Here is an 18,476-nt window from a genome sequence, read left to right on the forward strand (position 1 = left end):
GCCCTCGGCAGTGGCAGCGCCCTTGACAGTGATCATGGCTCGCGGCGCCGAGTGAGGTGCTCGCAGCCGCAGGCGGGGTGCCGCGGCCAGCGGCGCAGTTCGATGAGGTGGGAGTCGAGGTGGAGTTCGACGGTGGTGTTCAGCGTGGTCGGTTCCCGCGCGGTGGAGCAGGCGGCGATGGTTTCGAGCTGGGTGAGGGCCAGCGCGGAGGTGGCGGCGATCCCGGCGGGGGAGGCGTAGCCGACGCGGTCGAGCAGCTGGGCGGCGAGGTGGGGCCAGGCGGCGTCGTAGTCGGCGCGGGTGAGGTCGGTGCAGCGCAGGCAGCTGGTTTCACCGGGCAGTACCAGCGGGCCGACCATGCCCTTGTTGTTGCGGATGCGCACCGGCAGGTGCGGGATCCGGTGCAGCAGTAGCTCGTTCACCAGGCGCGGATCGGGGACGAGTGCGTCGGTGAGCACGACGAGATCCGCTTTGCCCGCGGCCACGTCGGCGCCGCGCGAGCGGATCGGGCGCAATCCGGTGCGGCGCAAGCCTGCCGCGACCGCATCGGACAGCGGCCCGAATCCGTGCACCCGGACCGCGCGCAGCCCGCGCGGCGGATCGTCCGGATATTCCAGCAGCCCGGCGGCGCCGATCTCGACGAGCAGCGCGTGGGCCCGCACCGGGTCGATGTGGAATTCACCGGCCCGCCAGATGATCTGCGGCACGGTTTGCAGTCCGTCGAGCAAGCGCAGGAACGCCAGCACGGTTTCGGTGCTCAGGCCTGCGGGCCGTAGCAGCAGCGCGTCGTCGGGATCCCAGCCGAGTTGTACCTCCCCGGATGGGCGGACGAGCACGGTGACCCGCGGCTGCAGCATCGGACCCAGTAGTCGGGATGTCGCCATGCGCCGAGTATGCGCACCGCTCCGCCGGTGCCTGCCCGCGAATTCCCTGGTTATCCACAGGAATTCAGCGGACATATCGGCAGGACTTACCGCTGTCCGCACCGAGGTCCCGGCACGGGGCATGGTGTCCTGCGCGCTCGGCCGTCCGCGAACTTCGAGCCCGGCTCGGGGCAGGTCGTGGCCCGGTGTCCGCATGTTCCCGGCCCGTTTGGGGGGATCCCACAAAAACCGTTTCCGAGGTTCGTAGCTGTTGCTATCTCGCCGCTGCGCGGCGTCACTATGCTCTTCATGGTGGCGACTGGTACGAAAGACCCCCGTTTGCAGCGGATTTGGGGATCTGAAAACCGACTTACCCACCCGGAGCAGTGCTTTTGGGGTGGTGTGGTCCGGCCGGATGCGCCGTACCGTCAGTTGTGGGTTCGTACCTAGCGGACGCGGGGGAGCCCCGCGATGGCAGCGAAAACCCAGTTCGAAACAGCAACCGCCGAGCAGGCGAGTAAGGCCGAGATCATGAACTTCCCCAATGTTGTCGTCACGAGCCTGGCGGCGACCACGTCGATCGCGGGTGACGTGGATGCGACATGGAAGGGACTACTCAACGGCGAGAGCGGTATCGACACACTGCACGATTCCTTCATCGAGGAATACGACCTACCCGTCCGCATCGGCGGCAAGCTCAAGGTCAACCCCGACACCCTGCTGACCCGGGTCGAGATGCGGCGCATGGCCTATGTCGAACGCCTCGCCACCGTGCTCGGCCGTGAGGTGTGGCGCAACGCGGGCAGCCCCGAGGTCGATCCCGAGCGCCTCGGCGTCGCCATCGGCACCGGTCTCGGCGGCGGCGACGCGCTGATCGATTCGGTCGACAAGCTGAAAAGCGGTGGCTACCGCAAGATTTCGCCGCTGGCCGTGCAGATGGTCATGCCCAACGGCCCGTCCGCGGTCGTCGGCCTGGAACTGAAGGCGCGTGCGGGCGTCATCACGCCGGTCTCGGCCTGCTCGTCCGGCTCCGAGGCGATCGCCAACGCCTGGCGGATGATCGTCATGGGCGATGCCGACATGGTCGTCACCGGTGGTGTGGAGAACTACATCGACGCGGTGCCGATCGCGGCGTTCGCGATGATGCGCGCGACCAGCACCCGCAACGACGATCCCCGTGGCGCGTCGCGCCCGTTCGACAAGGATCGCGACGGCTTCGTCTTCGGCGAGGCGGGCGCGCTGATGACCATCGAGACCGAGGAGCACGCCAAGGCGCGCGGCGCCACCATCCACGCCAGGCTGCTGGGCGCAGGCGTCACCTCCGACGGCTACCACCTGGTCGCGCCGCACCCGGAGGGTAACGGCGCCGCCCGCGCCATCACCAGGGCGATGCAGACCGCGGGCCTGACCGCGAAGGACATCACCCACGTCAACGCCCACGCGACCGCCACCTCGGTCGGCGATATCGCCGAGGCCAACGCGATCACCAAGGCGCTCGGCAACCACCCCTCGGTGTACGCGCCGAAATCCGCGCTCGGTCACCCGGTCGGTGCGGCGGGCGCGCTCGAATCGATCCTCACCGTGCTCAGCATCCGCGACGGCATGGTGCCGCCGACGCTGAACCTGGACAACCAGGATCCGGAGATCGACCTCGACGTGGTGCACGGCGAAGCCAGGAATCAGGAGATCGAGTACGCGATCAACAACTCCTTCGGCTTCGGCGGGCACAACGTCGCGCTCGCCTTCGGCCGCTACTGATCGGCGCTGTCGTCCTCGGAGCCGTTGTCGCCTTCGGACGCCTGCTTGGCGGCATCGCGCTCGCGCGCTTCGGTTTCCGCGAGCTGAGCCAGCGGATCGTCGAATGCCGTTGTGCCGCCGCCGATCACCGAATCGATGAAGCCGGCGGGGGAGTCCAGGTCGGCCGAATCGGGCAGTAGATCCGGATGGGCCCATACGCCGTCGCGGGCGTCCATGCCCGCGTCGGCGGTGAGCCTGCGCCACAGCGCCGCCGCCTCGCGCAGCTTGCGCGGGCGCAGCTCCAGGCCGACCAGGGTGGCGAAGGTCTGCTCCGCGGGGCCGCCGGTGGCACGGCGGCGGCGCAGCGTCTCGGCGAGCGCACCCGCACCGGGCAGCCGGTCGCCGATCGCTTCGGTGACCACCACCTCGACCCAGCCCTCGATCAGTGCCAGCAGCATTTCCAGCCGCTCCAGCGCCTGCTTCTGCTCCGGCGTCGTCTGCGGTTCGAACGCGCCCTGGGACAGGATCTCCTCGAGCTTCGACGGATCGCTCAGCGCCATCGGATCGATGCCCTGGGCCGCCTGCTCCAGTGCGGAGAAGTCCATCTTGATGCCGCGCGCGTAATCCTCGACCGCGCCGAGCACCTGCTGGCGCAGCCACGGCACATGCCCGAACAACCGCTGATGCGCGGCCTCGCGAGCGGCCAGGAACACCATGATCTCGCTCTCCGGCTGCTCCAGCCCGGCGCTGAACTCCGAGATGGCCGCTGGCAGCAGCGCCGCGGTGCCGGTCGGGCCGAGCGGCAGGCCGATATCGGTGGAGGTCAGCACCTCCTTGGCGAGCTGGCCGAGCGCCTGGCCGAGCTGCGAGCCGAAGGCGAGCCCGCCCATCTGGCCGAGCATGCCCATCATCGGGGCCGCCATGTCCCTCGCCTCGTCCGGCAGCGTCGCGGTCCACATGCCCGAAATCTGCTGAGCCACCGGATCGCACAGGCGCTTCCAGGTCGGCAGCGTCTCCTCGATCCAATCGTTGGCGGTCCACGCCACCGTCTTGGTCGCGCCCGCGGGCAGCGTCGTCGCGCTGTCGAGCCACAGCTCGGCCAGGTGCGCGGCATCGGCGACGGCGCTCGTCGTGCTCGCGGACACCGGGGTCACGCTGGAGCCGAGCTGCTGGCGAGCCAGCCGCTTGGCCACGTCGTAGTTCACCGGACCGGCCTGCGGCCCACCGGGCTGGCCCATACCGCTGAGCATCTGGCCGAGCGAGGTCAGCATCTGGCCGAGTTGCGCGGGATCGAAACCACCGGCGCCCGGCCCGCCGAAGCCGAACGGATTGTTCGCATCGGGACCGTTCGCCTCGCCGCCCTGGCGCTCCGCGTCCTCGCGCCGCTTGCGCTCGTCGTCGTCGCGGCTCGAGAATCCGAACGGGAAGTCAGTCATATTGTCAACGTTACGCGGCAGGTGCTGTACCACTGAGCGCGGTGGGCACGAGATCGCCGGTTCGCGGGCCGTTTACGCGCAGGGCGAAATCCCTGTCCGCCAAATGCGCGCCTGGGCCGCCGACCACCGGTGCCGATCACTACTGTGGTCCAGGTGAATCGTCGGATCCTCACCTTGCTGGCCGCTCTGATCCCGGTCGTCGTGCTCGGCGTGACGGGAAGTGTGCTCACTGTGCCGTTCGTCGCACTCGGTCCCGGCCCCACCGTGAACACGCTCGGCGAGGCACGCGGCAAGCAGGTGGTCGACGTGCGCGGCGTCCAGGTGGACCCGACGACCGGCAACCTCAACATGACCACGGTGTCGGTGCGCGACGGGCTGAACATCTTCGAGGCCTTCGGTTTCTGGGCCAGCGGCAAGTACGGGCTGGTGCCGAGGGCCGAGGTGTACCCGCCCGACAAATCGCGCGAGCAGGTCGACAAGGACAACCAGCAGGACTTCCAGAACTCCGAGGGCAACGCCGAACTCGCGGTGATGCGGTACCTGAAACTGCCGACGGCGGTGCTGGTCCGCGAGGTCAGCGAGCAGGGTCCGGCCAATGACGTGCTGCGCGAAGGCGACGAATTCGTCAGCGTCGACGGCACACCGATCACCACGCCGAAGGACGTCGTCACGGCGGTGGCGGCCAAGTCGCCGGGCGATCGGCTCACTGTCGTGTTCAAGCGCGACAACATCGAGCAGACCGCGACCGTCACCCTCGGCAAGGTGCCGCGCCAGGCGGACGACAAGAAGCCGGAGGAGACCAGGGGATTCCTCGGCGTCTCGGCGGGACTCGGCGCGCGCCAGCCGATGCAGGTCTCGTTCAACCTCGCCGATATCGGCGGACCGTCGGCGGGCCTGATGTTCAGCCTCGCGCTCATCGATAAGCTCACCCCCGGTGAGCTGGATGGCGGCAAGTTCGTCGCGGGCACCGGCACCATCGACCCGGAGGGCAAGGTCGGCCCGATCGGCGGCATCCAGTACAAGATGATGGCCGCGCGCGAGGCGGGTGCGCAGACGTTCCTGGTGCCCGCGCTCAACTGCAACGAGGCCAAGCAGCGCACGCCCGAGGGGCTGCGCCTGGTGAAGGTCGAAAACCTCAGCGGCGCAGTGCAATCCCTCGACGATCTGAACGCGGGCCGGGACACCCCGAGCTGCGGGTGAGCATCACTCCAGCGTGTTGTGCAGTGCCTCGATGAGGTTCGGCGCCAGGTTGGGGTAGGTGCGCAGGTCCAGATCGCCGAATTCGTCGGAGTCGTCCTCCGGCTTCACCTGCAGCAGGCACAGCGACGCGCCCTCGCGCAGCACCGCGGCGAACAGCCGGGCCGTCCTGCGCTCCGGATGCGCCTCGGCGGCGGCGCGTGCGGCCGAATCGGCGGCGTCGTGGTCGGCCAGCAGCGGGGCGAGCGCGTCGTCGAGGGTGCTCTCCGCATCCGGCGGCAGCACCACGATCTCCTGCACCAGCACGCAGCCCTCGACCGCGGGCGGCCAGCTCGTCGTCGCGAGGAATTCGTCGAGCGCCATGGATCCGCCGGTGATGTCGTCCGGGAACGCTTCCTGGGCAATGGGAGTCAGCTCGCTGCCGTCCTCCAGCTCATCGAGCAGTCCGGGCTCGGCCGCGACCAGGTCGGCGGTCGGCACCAGGGCGAACATCTGCGGCGGACGGCCCCAGCCTTCGGCGTCGACGAACTCCGCCACCTCACGGACGCAACGGGCGAGGACGAGTTCGGCGTGCAGGTCTGCGGTCACGGGGACATCCAATCAAACGCGGGCACGCGCGCCGCACCGAGTCCGCGTCGAGCGCATTGCGCGCTGAGCGAATCGGACACGAGGGCGGCGAGGTAAATCAGACACACGCCGTAGAGTGGGCGCCAAACGGTCCGCAAGGACCTTCCCGCAACATCGGACTGCGGCGCGTCGGCAAATGAGCTCGGCGTGTCGCCGGACCCTGGAGAGTGGCATCGTGGGCATGCGGCCCCCCACCGGCTTACCTTCGCTGTCCCGACGCAGTCGCGTGCTGCTGGTGGCAGCCATCGTCCTGGCGGCGTTGCTGCTGCTCGGGCCTCGATTGACCGATACCTATACGAACTGGCTGTGGTTCGGCGAAGTCGGTTTCCGCAGCGTGTATCTCACCGTGTTGCGCACCAGGATTCTGCTGTTCCTCGCGGTCGCCGTCTTCGTCGGCGTGATCGTCTGGCTCGCGCTGCTGCTCGCCTACCGGACCAGGCCGGTGTTCGTGCCGGTCGCCGGGCCCAACGATCCGATCGCCCGCTACCGCACCACCGTGATGAGCAGGCTGCGGCTGTTCGGCATCGGCATCCCGCTGCTGCTCGGCGTGCTGTCCGGGCTGGTGGCGCAGTCGAATTGGGTGACGGTGCAGCTGTTCCTCAACGGCGGCTCGTTCGGCGAACAGGATCCACAGTTCCATCTCGACGTCGGTTTCTACGCCTTCGATCTGCCGTTCTACCGGATGGTGCTGAACTGGCTGTTCGTCACCGTGGTGATCGCGTTCTTCGCGAACCTGGTGACGCACTACGTCTTCGGCGGGCTTCGCCTGTCCGGCAGGGAAGGCACGCTCACCAGGCCCGCGCGGGTGCAGCTCGCGGTGATCGCCGGATTGTTCGTGCTGCTCAAGGCGGTCGCGTACTGGTTCGACCGCTATGAGCTGCTGTCGAGCAGTCGTAAGGAGCCCACCTTCACCGGTGGTTCGTTCACCGATATCAACGCGGTGCTGCCCGCCAAGCTGATCCTGCTGTCCATCGCGGTGATCTGCGCCATCGCCTTCTTCGCAGGCATCGTGCTTCGCGATCTGCGGGTGCCCGCGATGGCGGCGGCGCTGCTCGTGCTCTCCTCGGTCCTGGTCGGCGCGGTGTGGCCGCTTGTCGTCGAACAGTTCTCGGTGAAACCGAACGCGCAGGTCAAGGAGGCCGATTACATCGAGCGCAATATCGCCGCGACCAGGCAGGCGTTCGGCATCACCCCGGACAAGATCGACTACCAGAACTACAAGGGTGACGGCACCAAGAACCCGCGCGATGTGCCAGCGGACAAGCAGACCATCGCCAACATCCGGCTGCTCGACCCGAATGTGCTGTCCCCGACGTTCACTCAGCTGCAGCAGCTGAAGAACTTCTACGGCTTCCCCAACCCGCTCGACATCGACCGGTACTCCATCAAGGGCGAGGTCCAGGACTACATCGTCGCGGCCCGCGAGCTGGAACCGACCAGCCTGAAGGACAACCAGACCGACTGGATCAACAAGCACACCGTCTACACCCACGGCAACGGCTTCGTCGCCGCGCCCGCGAACCGGGTCAACAAGGCGGCGGCCAAGGATGCCGCCGCGGCGGCGGCATCCGGCGGTGACAGCGGCTACCCGGTGTTCGCCGACGGCCAGCTGAGCTTCATCAGCGACCTGTTCACCCCGCAGGATCGGCAGGCCATCAAGGTCGACCAGCCGCGCATCTACTTCGGCGAGCTGATCTCACAGTCCGATGCCGACTACGCCGTCGTCGGCCCGGTCAGCGGCCAGCCCGCGCGCGAGTACGACACCGACTCGGCGCAGTTCACCTACGACGGCTCCGGCGGCGTACCCATCGGATCGTGGTTCAACCGGCTGGCCTTCGCGGCCAAGTACGCCGAGCGCAACATCCTGTTCTCCGGCGCCATCGGCAAGGATTCGAAGATCATCTACAACCGCAATCCGCGCGATCGGGTGCAGAAGGTGGCGCCGTGGCTGACCACCGACGGCAATGCCTACCCGGCGGTGGTGCAGGGCCGGATCGTCTGGATCGTCGACGCGTACACCTCGCTGGACAACTATCCGTACGCGCAGAAGACCTCGCTCGAGGGTGCGGTCGAGGACAGCATCGACAAGAAGACCGGAAGGCTGTTGCCCCGCAAGGAGGTCAGCTACATCCGCAACTCGGTGAAGGCCACCGTCGACGCCTACGACGGCACGGTGACCCTGTACGAGACGGATTCGAAGGATCCGGTGCTGAAGGCGTGGCGCGGCGTGTTCCCCGGTGCGGTCAAGCCGGAGAGCGAGATCACCGCGGAGCTGCGCTCGCACTTCCGCTACCCGGAGGATCTGTTCAAGGTGCAGCGCGAGATGCTCACCAAGTATCACGTGAACGATCCGCGAGAGTTCTTCCAGAACAATGCCTTCTGGTCGGTGCCCGCCGATCCGACGGTCACCGAGGGCGGCGCCTTCAAGCAGCCGCCGTACTACGTGCTGACCGGTGACCCGAAGACGAGCAAGGCCTCGTTCAACCTGACCAGCGCGATGGTCGGCTTCAACCGTCAGTTCCTTTCGGCCTACATCTCGGTGCGCTCGGATCCGGAGAACTACGGCAAATTCACCGTGCTGCAGCTGCCGACGGAATCGCAGACACAGGGGCCGCAGCAGACGCAGAACACGATGACGATCAACGACGAGGTGTCACGAGATCGGACATTGCTGCAGGGCGCCAACAAGATTCGCTACGGCAACCTGTTGACGCTGCCGATCGCCGACGGCGGCATCCTCTACGTGGAGCCGCTGTACACCGAGCGCAACAGCGGGACGAACACCTCGACCTTCCCGCAGCTGGCCAGGGTGCTGGTGAGTTACCGCGATCCGGAAACGGGCAATGTGAAGGTGGGTTACGAGCCGACCCTCGCCGCCGCGCTGGACAAGGTCTTCCCCGGATCCGGTAGTGCCGCGACGGCGCCGGGCCAGGAGGGCACGCCGGGGCAGCAGGGCACCAACCCGCCGCCGAACCAGGGCACGATACCGCCGAACCAGGGCACCAACCCGCCGCCGCCCGGCACGCCGCCGAGCGCCAAGGACGCCGCGGTGCTCGAATTGGATTCGGCGCTGGCGAATCTGCGCGCCGCGCAGACCAGTGGTGATCTCGGCAAGCTCGGTGAGGCATTCACCCGCTTGGACACGGCGATCAAGAACTACGAGAAGGCGGGCCGCTAGCGGTTGGCCGGAATATGAAGCGGCGCTTGCCATCCCCGTTGATGGCAAGCGCCGCTTCATATTCCGCCGGTGCTCGATCAGCGACCGAGCGAGTCGATCAGTCCGCTGTTCTGCTGCAGGATCGTGTTGAACTGCGCCTCCAAGCCGTTCTGCTTGGCGAGCTCGCCCGCCGCGGACTTGGCCTGCTCGATCAGCGCCTGCTTGCTGCCCGGCGCCGGGAGCGGCGCGGCGGGAGCCGGGGCGGGGGCGGCGGGCGCGGGTTCGGGGGCGACCTCGGTGGACTGGCCCGAGGTCAGGTACTGGCCGCATACCGGCCACGCGCCGACACCCTGGGTGTTGAGCACGTTCTCGGCGACCCGGATCTGCTCTTCCTTGCTCGCGGTGTGCGCCGAGCCCTGGCCACCGTTGGCGGCCCAGGTGCCCTGCGAGAACTGCAGGCCGCCGTAGTAGCCGTTGCCGGTGTTGATCCCCCAGTTGCCACCGCTCTCGCACTGCGCGACGCCATCCCAGTTGTGGGTGGGCGCGGCCGACGCGGTGCCGGTGGAGAGTGCGAACGGGACGGCAACAAGGGCGCCGGTGATGGCGGCGAAGCCGAAGGCGCGGCTGCTGAACTTCCGGTTCTCAGTCATGTGGTTTTCCCTCCCTGCGCCCGCCGGCCCGGTGGAGCTCGATCCAGGTCCCTGTCCCCAGGTCGTCGGGGTTCTCGAACCGCGGGACAGGGTCGCCGGTGTTCGGCGGTTCGAGTTTCGGCCCTTCACGGGTTGATCCGGGCCGTGGTTCGACGGTAACGAACAAATCTCCGCCGATCACATCTTGATAACGGGAGAATTGTGTGAAGCGAATGGGCCGAATATTATCGTTTTTGCAGGTGGGTTATGACGTTGGAATGGATTCCGGACGGTCTGTTATAGTACTGTTATGTGCTCGAGATCACACGTTTATTGTGACGGGGGTCACGTTTAACGGTGCTTGACGACGGGGGTTCGGGCGGATTCCAGGATCTGGAGTCGTCTTGTCGGGACGGATTGACGCCGGATCCAGTCGACGGCCCGTACATCGGCTGCCTCGAAGATCGTCCGCGTGACCCCCGTGGCGCCCCTGCGACCTGGGTAAACGCCCTGTTCGGTAGGCGATTTGCCTTCTCCGCTTAACCGTGTGTAATGTTGTATTCACCGACGCGGGGTGGAGCAGCTCGGTAGCTCGCTGGGCTCATAACCCAGAGGTCGCAGGTTCAAATCCTGTCCCCGCTACAAATGATCAGGCCGGAGAGTCGAATGACTCTCCGGCCTGACTGTTTTCCGTGGACCAGCGCCTGACCGGCAGCCGGATCAACTCGAAGCGCAAGGGACGCCGTGTGGCAGACCTCCATAAACCCGCCGCTCGAGCTACGTTTGAGGCGAGCTGTCCGAGGATTGGAGTGATCGTCCGTGACCGTTCCTGCCATGCATCCACGCCCAGGGAACCTGCGCGTGGTCGCCGAGCAGATCGAGCGCGCCACGGGTCTGCGGGTGGAGATTCTGGGAGGAAGCCTCGTGATGTCACCGACGCCTCGTGGCAAGCATGCGGGGACGATTCGGCGGTTGCGACAGCAGCTCGAAGCTCGAATGCCCCAGGGGCTGGCGGCCTATGAGGTCTCTTCGATCTCGATGCCCGACGACGAGGACGACTACTGCACGCCCGATCTCGTCGTGCTGCCGGAGGCGTGGGACGAGGACGACGAGTGGCTGATCGAGCCCGGCGATGTCGAGCTCGCGGTCGAGGTGATCTCCAAATCCGAGAAGGCGCAGCAGATCACCGATATAAACGGTTGGTACGCTGTGGCCGGAGTGCGGGTACTCCTCGTCGTCGATCCAAGGTTCGGCAAGTGGGCCCTGTACACCTACCCGAAAGACGGCAAGTATCACGGCGCGGTCGACGGATCCTACGGTGACTCGATTCGTTTGCCGGAACCGTTCGAGTTCCCCCTCGACACCGGCTGCCTCCCGCGGTACGGCGAGGCTACTTAGCGCCGGACTTCATATGCCGGGTGCTCACCCGGGTTGATGGTCGAGTGTGGACTCAGGTGCTGCTCGGTCGTTGCCGCCGCGGTTGCACACCGGGCGAGGGTTGCGTTGCGGGTGGAACGTATTGGCTCCTATATCGTTTCAAGGTTGAAGCGATGAGGAGATTTGCAGGATGAAGAGCTCTTTGGCCGTGCCGCTATGTGTGGTGGCGGTAGGGGTGCTGAGTGTCGGCACGGCGCAGACGGCTTCGGCGGAGGGGGTGCCTGATCAGACGCGGGGGGTGATCACCGAGGATGGGTGGGAGGTGACGCTGACCAAGTCCGGGGAGACGGTGGATCGGGTGTCCAATCTGGCGGCTACACCATTCACCAGGGAAGGGTTCGTCAGTGTGCGGGCGGCCGCGGACATTACGGGTGGGGGTGGGGCCGCGGTGAATTCGGGGAGTCTCAGTCTCGGGTATCAGATCGGTTGTCAGATCGATGTTTCCAACGGGGTTTCGCTCGGGTTGACCGGGTCGTTGGGGCCGAATGTGAATGTCATGATCGCGCCAACTCCCGGTATGAGTGTCGGGGTGGGGGCTACGGCCATGCCGAGTGTTTCGACGACATTGAAGCCCGGGACCATCACTACGATTCCGTTCGGGACCAAAGCGCTTGCCGGAGCGCATGGTTCGATCACCACCGATCAGGTGCAGGTCAAAATCGATGCCTGCTTGGGGCCGGTCAGTCTGCGCTCGTATGCGATCGTGAACATCTCCACCAACAACGCGGACAACTCGGTTGCCGTGTACGGCGATCCGATCTGGTTGTGATCCCATGGCAGTGAACAGCATTCGCCGATGCGCGGCACCGATGATGCTCATCGCGGCCGGGCTGGTCGCACTGTCGGGTCAGGGTGTGGTGCAGGCGGCGCCGATCGTGCCTGCCGCGCCCTGTGATCCCGCGGATCCGGCGTGCCCCGAGGTGCCGTCGACGAAACCGCCCGCCAGGGTCGTCGTGCCGCCGTTGCCGCCGCAGGCGCCGGTCACTCCGGTTCCGCCACCGCCGCCCGCGACCAAATCCAACCCCGCCGCGGCGCTCACGCCGCCGCCGCCGGGACCGAATCAGGGCACGCCGATCGTGCCCGCCCAGCAGTGATCGGCGGCACTCGATTCCGCAGGCGCAGTGTCTTGTTCAACACAATTCGGCACTGCGCCTGAGCGTCGCACAGTCGACATATCGGACAGATCGGTCGTCGAGTAGTGGTGTCTGCCCGGCCGGTTCGAACAAGCGGCCGGGCGCACCTTTTCGCAGCTCACGGCTCCTGCGCAGGCAGGCGGGCAACGATCGAAAAGACGTCTGACCAGATTTGCCACCCCGCCGCACGACCCCAAAAACGGTGTCGGGCACCGGAGTACGTCCGCGTCTACCTTCGTCAGCGTGCGTAGGTTGATCTCGGTAGTTGTCATGTTCCTGTGCGCCGTCACGTTCGGGACGGCGGGACTCGCGGTCGCCGCGCCCGGTGCCGAGAAACCGGGTGAGCTGGTGTCGTTCACGAAGCTGCCGCCTGGATGGGGCGGCACCGACAACGGATACGAGATCACTTATCTGACAGAGGATGTCGCAGGCGGACGGGCGGCGGCGCGCGGCCTGGTATTCCTGCCCGGCGGACCGGCGCCCGAGGGTGGCTGGCCGATCGTCTCGTGGGATCACGGCACCAATGGCCTCGGAGCGTCCTGTGGTCTCACCAGTTCCAATGGCGCACCGTATGATTCGCCACTGCTGCGACGGCTCAACGAGGTCGGGTATGCGGTGGTGGCCACCGATTACCTCGGGCTGAGCAAGATTTCCGCCCAGGTGCACCCGTATCAGCATTTGCGCACAGAGGCGACGGCATCGATCGATATCGTGCGCGCGGCACGTCGCGCGGTGCCGGAACTGTCGAACGACTGGGCGGTATTCGGTGTCTCGCAAGGCGGTACCGCCGCGCTCGCGACCGGCAACCTCGCGCCCTCCTACGCACCGGAACTGAATTTCCATGGGACAGCGGCACTCGCACCGGGAACGCAGCTCGACCGGATGCTGCCGAGCTTCGGACCGGCCGTACCCAACCTCGGGCCGATCAACGGTGTCGCTTCGATTTTCGCGGCCGTCCTGTCCGGAATGGTCAGCAATCCCACCGGATTCGATATTCACCCCTATCTCACCGCGCGCGGAGAGCAAGTGCTGCGCGACCTCTCCACGCGCTGCGTGCCGGAATGGGCGGATACCCTCGGCAGCAACTCGCTCGGCTCGCTGTTGGCGCGCCCCCTGGATACCCCTGAGTTCCAGCGCTTCGCCCACAGCTACCTCGCCACCCCCGTCGCGGGCTACCGGCAGCCGATCTTCATCGGCCACGGCATCCGCGACCTAGAGGCCCCACTCCCGTTGACCCTGGCTCTGCTTCAGCAATTCGACGCCGCCGGAACCAAATACGAGTTCCAGACCTTCGACACCGATCACCAGAATGTCACCAAGGGCGCAAGCTTCGAGGCGGCCATCGCATTCCTGCGCCGAGTACTTCCGGCCGGCTAGCGCCGCGTCCAGCAACCCGCTGAACTGTTCGAGATCCGCCGAGCGCAGTCGAATGGCCCTGCGACACGCCGTAACCGGGGGCCATTCGACTGTGCTCGGCGGGCGGGTGCGCCGGGGGCTAGCTGGATGGGGGATTGGTGGGGAGGTTGAGGATGGTGAGGAAGGCGGTGGCGGCGGGGGTGCGGCCGACGGGGTTCCAGACGGCGTATTCGACGCGGGTCGGTGCGTCGGTGATCTCGAGGATGCCCTGCTCGACCTGCTCGGCGAGATCCTCACTCGCGCCAACCCGCAGGCTGATCCGCACCTGCGGATGCCGAAGGCGGAACTGACGCAGCGCGCCCGGGATATCGACCGCGGCGACGGTGGGGATCAGGCCGACCGCGAGCCGCCCGCGCACCTCGCCGACGGCCGCGGCGACCTCGGTGGCCGCGCGCTCGGCGGCATCCAGGCACTGGCGCGCGGCCGGAAGGAATGCCGCACCGGCGGGCGTCAGCCGCACACGGCGGCTCGTGCGTTCGAACAGCCGCGCACCGAGTTCCTTTTCCAGGCGCGCGATTTGGTGACTCAGGGCAGACTGCACGACCAGACAGCGCTCAGCGGCCCTGGTGAAGCTGTTCGTCTCGGCGACCGCGATCACGTAGCGCATCTGCTGAAGCTCCATGAGTCGATCTTGTAACGAGATCGATCCAGCCACAAATATGTGTCCGGCAGATTTACCGCCGCAGGGGCGCCCCGTCGCGCAGCTGGGAAGCCTACCTGTCGCGCCCGGATCTACCTCAGCCTCATCCCCGCTCCTCGGGCCCGGACCGCGCGCCGGTGAATGCGGCGGTGACGCAACCACACATTCGTCAACACCGACGACGCGCCCGGAGCTTGGCCGAACGCCACGCTAAGAACCGCATCCAGATAAGTTATTGCGCTGTCTGGTCCGGCTCGCTCGCCGAGCACAGTCGAATGGCCGTGCGACACGCCGCAATTGGGGGCCATCTGTCTGTGCTCGACGGAACTTGCTTACCGCAGAAGCCATCTGAGCGCGGCACTGGAGTAGGCAGATCACCGTCGGCGACCAGGAGCGGCTGACGTGGGCGCGCTGTGCGTCGGCCTTGCCATGGTGAAGTCCTTGACCAGCCGGGTAACTGTCAGGTTGATGCGCACGTCGACATCGGATTCGGTGCCGGCAGTGAGCACGAGGTGGTGGAATACCGCGACGAGCGCGAGGGCCAACGACTCCGGTCCGGCGGCCGCGTTGAGTCGGCCGAGTCGTTGCTCAGCGGCGAGGTAGCCGGCGGCCGCGTTCTCGATCGCCTCCAGGCCGGCAGTCTTGTCTCCGAGTACGGCGTGCACTCGTCCGGTGAGTTCCGGTCGGGCGACCAGGAGCCTGGCCAGTGTCAGGACGGTCGCCCTCGGTGCCGACAGCACCGCGTCGCACAGATTCTCGACGATGCTTCCCGTGCCCGCCCGCTCCGGCAATGCGGCGGCTCCGGCGGAAACCACGAACGCGCGGTCGACGGCGTAGGCGGCGAGGAATTCGTCGAAGTCGGCGAAGTGCGCGTAGAGCAGTCCGGTCGCGACACCGGCCTCGCTCGTGACGGCGCGGCCACTGAGCCTGCCAGGCCCATCGCGCGTGATCACGCGTTCGACGGCGGCGAACAGCTGCTGTCTGATCTCCGGGATGGCGATTCCTCTGGGCACACCCCGAGTCTACGTGCCTTGCGCTCGGTATGAACATGTGCTCATACTTGGTTTGAGCGTGTGCTCATACCTGGATCAGAGGAGCGACGAGTGGCGAATGATGCCGCGAGCAAACAAATTCGGACGCAACGGGCGATCGTCGTCGGCGCGGGTATTGCCGGCTTGGCTACCGCGCTACGACTTCATCAGGCGGGCTGGGAAGTGCTCGTGATCGAACGCGCCCCGGCGCGCCGCAGCAGCGGCTACATGGTGAATCTGATCGGACGGGGCTATGACGCCGTCGAGCGTCTCGGCCTGCTGCCCGAACTGGCCGCCCGCGATATCGGGATGTTCACGTCGATCCTCGTCAAGGCCGATGGCAGGCAGAAGTTCGTGGTGCCCGCCGCCCTCGCGCAGGCCGCTGTCGGCGCACGCGCGCTCACCGTCTTCCGCGGCGATCTGGAGTCCGCACTGTACGAGGCGGTGCACGAGCTCGTGCCGATCCGTTTCGGCACGACGGTGCAGGCGGTGATCCAGGAGGACAACAAAGTTCAGGTCACGCTGAGCGACGGTACGTCCGAGAGTGCCGAGCTCCTCGTCGGCGCCGACGGGTTGCACTCCGGCATCCGCCGGGTGGTCTTCGGTCCCGAGGCCGACTTCCGGGTGGACATGCGGCACATGGTCGGCGCGTTTCCGCTCGATCGGGTGCCGCGGGAGGTAGCGGAAGGAGCTGGCACCACCTACATCGGTCCGGGACGCACCGCGGCGGTGATCAACCTGGGAGCCGAGCGGTCCTCGGCGTTCTTCACCTACCGCACCGCCGACCCGGCGGCCGAGCTGACACAGGGACCGGCACAGGCCCTCACCGCGGCCTTCGGCGATCTGGGCGGCGGTGTGCCCGACGCGCTGCGCCAGCTCGAGGCGGCCCCGGAGAGCGCCTACTTCGACTCGGTCAGCCAAGTTCAGATGGATTCGTGGAGCCACGGCCGAGTCGTCCTGCTCGGCGACGCGGCCTGGTGCGTCACGCTGTTCGCCGGCCACGGCGCGACACTCGCGCTCACCGGCGCCGATCAGCTCGGTGCGGCGCTGACGGCACATGGTGACGACATCCCGGCGGCGCTGGCGCACTGGGAGACTCAGCTGCGTCCCGAGGTTCTGAAGCGACAGGCGTTGGCCCGCAAGGGAATGAACCAGTTCGCCCCGCCGACCAAGGCGCATGTCCTGGCGGGTGACCTGATGATCCGCGCCATCCAGCTGCCAGGGATCCGCGGCCTCACCCGGCGTGCCATCCAACGCGCGAACCAGTAGCCGTGCGTCGGAAAAGTCCCCCGGCGCTGTCCCATTGCCGCCACACTTCGAGAGGACTCAACTGAAATCCACAATCGAACAGGACAGGTCTGATGGCAGTCAGCACGGATGATGTGGCGAGCTTCTACGACGGCACCGACAAGTTCAGTCTCGCGGGCAGGATCGAGGACCTATGGGGAGCCAACCTGCATTACGGGTACTGGGACAACGACTCCGACGAGGACGGCCCGAGCGTCGAGGCGACGGACCGGCTCACCGACCTGATGATCTCGGGCCTGAACGCACAGCCCGGGCAGCGTGTGCTCGATATCGGTTGCGGCAACGGCAATCCGACGCTGCGCCTGGCCCGCGCCGGTGATGTGCACGTTGTCGGCATCACGGTCAGCAGCCAGCAGGTCGGCCTGGCGCGGGCGCGCACCGTCGAGCTCGGCCTGATCGACCGCGCCGAATTCTTGCTGGCCGACGCGATGGAGATGCCGTTCTCCGGCGCGTCTTTCGATGCCGCGTGGGCGCTGGAATCGATGCTGCACATGCCCGACCGCGGCCAGGTGCTCGCCGAGACCGCGCGCGTGCTGCGCCCCGGCGGGCGGTTGGCGATTGCCGATGTCGTCGAGCGCGGGCCCGTCGGCCCGGAGGGGAAAGAGGTGCTCGACCACATGCGGGCCACCTACAAGATCCACTCGCTCGGCACCGTCGACGAATACCGAGAGCTGTTGGGTGCGAACGATTTCGGCGAGGTGGAGATCACCGATATCACCGATAGGGTGGTGCGTACCTCGCTCGTGCTCGCCACCGTCGTGGAAAGCAAGCGCGCCGAATTCCTGGCCCACGCCACCGAACAGGAGATCGACGCGTTCATCGGCTACATGCGCCGCTCGGCGGCCACGCCGGAGATCGGCTACCTGTTCATCACCGCGACTCGCCGCTGACTCCGGCGCGACCCTCCTTGCGCGCCTTGGCCAGTCCGCGGCGGGCGAGTAAACCGTTGGCCAGCAACATGATCGTCTTGTTCGGCGGGATCTTGAAACCGGACGCGGTGTGCGGTGCGTACACCGCGCCGCCGCCGTCGACCTCCAGCCAGCCGGTGTACTGGCTGCACTCCAGGCCGATGGCCTGCGCACGGAAGGAGTGGGCGAGCAGACCCGCGCGGCGGCCGCCCTCCGGCAGGCCCGACGCACCGGTGAGGCGGACGCCGTCGGGCCCGGAGGCGGCCACTTGTACCGGGACGACAGCCGGGTAGCCGTCGGACTGACGGTAGGCCAGCAGCCGATGGGGCAGTGTCGCCGCCTTTGTGGCGGCCTTCGCCACATCGACGCGCGGCGCCGTGCCGTTGGTCGGCGCCTTCTGCGGCCGTGCCCGCTCATCGGGCAGCGGTGCGCCGAAGACCTCCGGCGTGCCCGCCGCGTCGAGGCTCGGCCAGCTGATGATCCGGGTGACCTCGATCGTCACCAGTACCCGATCGGCGTAATAGGCGCTGAGCCAGCGATCCCAGAAGGGTCCGCGCCTCGGCGGCCCCGTGTACGCCGCCGCCTGCGCGCCGAGGCGCTCCATCATCTGCGGGTTGGGCCGCGCATCGAAGCGCGCGTCACCCTGTACCAGCACGTAGCGCTGATTCGAGGTATCCCCGATGCCGTGCTCGCGCGCGTGGAACGCCAGCGCCACCTTCGGATCGCGTTCGATCCGTTCGAGTTTGCGCCCGAAGCCGAGCGAGGTGGTGAACCCGACCGTGCCGAGTTCGCGATCCCGCATTCCGATCGGCGCCACCGCGCACACGACGGCGCCGCCCGCCGGGGTGAGATAGCTCAATCCGCAGGTCAGGTCGTTGACGAGGACCGCATCGATCTCGTCCGGCCAGGAGATCGTCATACCAGCAGTTTAGGTGCCGGGAATGGCTGGCAGGGCGA

General features: G+C 67.1%; 16 protein-coding genes and 1 tRNA gene. 10 read left to right on the forward strand and 7 right to left on the reverse strand.

The genetic code is table 11. The features are described from left to right. Positions 1-32: 32 nt before the first annotated feature. Entirely contained in the window at positions 33-884 is an 852-nt protein-coding gene (locus tag ACIG5A_RS33955; protein ID WP_397247655.1) for a hypothetical protein, read from the reverse strand. 510 nt (positions 885-1,394) lie between these two features. On the opposite strand from ACIG5A_RS33955, the gene ACIG5A_RS33960 reads away from it, so the two are divergent. Beyond that, a complete protein-coding gene (locus tag ACIG5A_RS33960; protein ID WP_397248015.1) occupies positions 1,395-2,621 on the forward strand; it encodes a KasA/KasB family beta-ketoacyl-ACP synthase in 1,227 nt (408 codons plus the stop codon). Here ACIG5A_RS33960 and ACIG5A_RS33965 read toward each other — a convergent pair. Further along, on the reverse strand, positions 2,615-4,036 hold the full coding sequence (locus ACIG5A_RS33965; RefSeq protein WP_397247657.1) for a zinc-dependent metalloprotease: 1,422 nt from the start codon (positions 4,034-4,036) through the stop codon (positions 2,615-2,617). The two genes, ACIG5A_RS33960 and ACIG5A_RS33965, sit on opposite strands and share 7 nt — an antisense overlap. A 153-nt stretch (positions 4,037-4,189) precedes the next feature. On the opposite strand from ACIG5A_RS33965, the gene ACIG5A_RS33970 reads away from it, so the two are divergent. Beyond that, entirely contained in the window at positions 4,190-5,236 is a 1,047-nt protein-coding gene (locus tag ACIG5A_RS33970) for a PDZ domain-containing protein (RefSeq protein ID WP_397247659.1), read from the forward strand. 3 nt (positions 5,237-5,239) lie between these two features. On the opposite strand, the gene ACIG5A_RS33975 is transcribed toward ACIG5A_RS33970, so the two are convergent. After that, entirely contained in the window at positions 5,240-5,821 is a 582-nt protein-coding gene (locus ACIG5A_RS33975) for a PPA1309 family protein (protein WP_397247661.1), read from the reverse strand. A 214-nt stretch (positions 5,822-6,035) separates the two neighbouring features. Between ACIG5A_RS33975 and ACIG5A_RS33980 the strand changes: the two genes are divergently transcribed. Further along, positions 6,036-9,038 carry a UPF0182 family protein gene (locus tag ACIG5A_RS33980; RefSeq protein ID WP_397247663.1) on the forward strand — a complete coding sequence of 1,001 codons (3,003 nt, stop codon included), beginning with the start codon at positions 6,036-6,038 and terminating at the stop codon, positions 9,036-9,038. Between the two features lie 77 nt (positions 9,039-9,115). Here the strand turns inward: ACIG5A_RS33980 and ACIG5A_RS33985 are convergent, their stop codons facing one another. Next, entirely contained in the window at positions 9,116-9,667 is a 552-nt protein-coding gene (locus tag ACIG5A_RS33985) for a transglycosylase family protein (RefSeq protein WP_397247665.1), read from the reverse strand. A gap of 547 nt (positions 9,668-10,214) precedes the next feature. On the opposite strand from ACIG5A_RS33985, the gene ACIG5A_RS33990 reads away from it, so the two are divergent. The 5 genes from ACIG5A_RS33990 to ACIG5A_RS34010 all read left to right on the forward strand — a co-directional run bounded on the left by ACIG5A_RS33990 (position 10,215) and on the right by ACIG5A_RS34010 (position 13,593). Further along, positions 10,215-10,288 (forward strand) — tRNA-Met (locus ACIG5A_RS33990). A 219-nt stretch (positions 10,289-10,507) separates the two neighbouring features. Beyond that, entirely contained in the window at positions 10,508-11,044 is a 537-nt protein-coding gene (locus ACIG5A_RS33995; RefSeq protein ID WP_397247667.1) for a Uma2 family endonuclease, read from the forward strand. Positions 11,045-11,345: 301 nt separating this feature from the next. Next, positions 11,346-11,852: an MspA family porin gene (locus tag ACIG5A_RS34000; protein ID WP_397247669.1), complete on the forward strand. Its 507-nt coding sequence runs from the start codon at positions 11,346-11,348 to the stop codon at positions 11,850-11,852. Positions 11,853-11,856: 4 nt separating this feature from the next. Next, the gene (locus ACIG5A_RS34005; protein ID WP_397247671.1) at positions 11,857-12,177 is read left to right on the forward strand and encodes a hypothetical protein; all 321 of its coding nucleotides are present in this window, start codon (positions 11,857-11,859) and stop codon (positions 12,175-12,177) included. A 282-nt stretch (positions 12,178-12,459) separates the two neighbouring features. Further along, positions 12,460-13,593: a lipase family protein gene (locus ACIG5A_RS34010; protein WP_397247673.1), complete on the forward strand. Its 1,134-nt coding sequence runs from the start codon at positions 12,460-12,462 to the stop codon at positions 13,591-13,593. Positions 13,594-13,711: 118 nt separating this feature from the next. On the opposite strand, the gene ACIG5A_RS34015 is transcribed toward ACIG5A_RS34010, so the two are convergent. Both ACIG5A_RS34015 and ACIG5A_RS34020 read right to left on the reverse strand, forming a co-directional pair. After that, complete coding sequence (locus tag ACIG5A_RS34015) at positions 13,712-14,254, reverse strand: LysR family transcriptional regulator (protein WP_397247675.1); 543 nt, start codon at positions 14,252-14,254, stop codon at positions 13,712-13,714. 392 nt (positions 14,255-14,646) lie between these two features. Continuing rightward, positions 14,647-15,285, reverse strand: coding sequence for a TetR/AcrR family transcriptional regulator (locus ACIG5A_RS34020; protein ID WP_397247677.1), 639 nt, complete (start codon positions 15,283-15,285; stop codon positions 14,647-14,649). A gap of 90 nt (positions 15,286-15,375) precedes the next feature. Between ACIG5A_RS34020 and ACIG5A_RS34025 the strand changes: the two genes are divergently transcribed. Continuing rightward, complete coding sequence (locus ACIG5A_RS34025; protein ID WP_397247679.1) at positions 15,376-16,572, forward strand: FAD-dependent oxidoreductase; 1,197 nt, start codon at positions 15,376-15,378, stop codon at positions 16,570-16,572. A 92-nt stretch (positions 16,573-16,664) separates the two neighbouring features. Beyond that, on the forward strand, positions 16,665-17,501 hold the full coding sequence (locus tag ACIG5A_RS34030) for an SAM-dependent methyltransferase (RefSeq protein ID WP_397247681.1): 837 nt from the start codon (positions 16,665-16,667) through the stop codon (positions 17,499-17,501). Here ACIG5A_RS34030 and ACIG5A_RS34035 read toward each other — a convergent pair. Further along, complete coding sequence (locus ACIG5A_RS34035; protein ID WP_397247683.1) at positions 17,482-18,438, reverse strand: hypothetical protein; 957 nt, start codon at positions 18,436-18,438, stop codon at positions 17,482-17,484. The genes ACIG5A_RS34030 and ACIG5A_RS34035 overlap by 20 nt on opposite strands. Positions 18,439-18,476: the final 38 nt, after the last annotated feature.

The organism is Nocardia sp. NPDC052566 (genome assembly GCF_044547285.1).
GTDB lineage: Bacteria > Actinomycetota > Actinomycetes > Mycobacteriales > Mycobacteriaceae > Nocardia.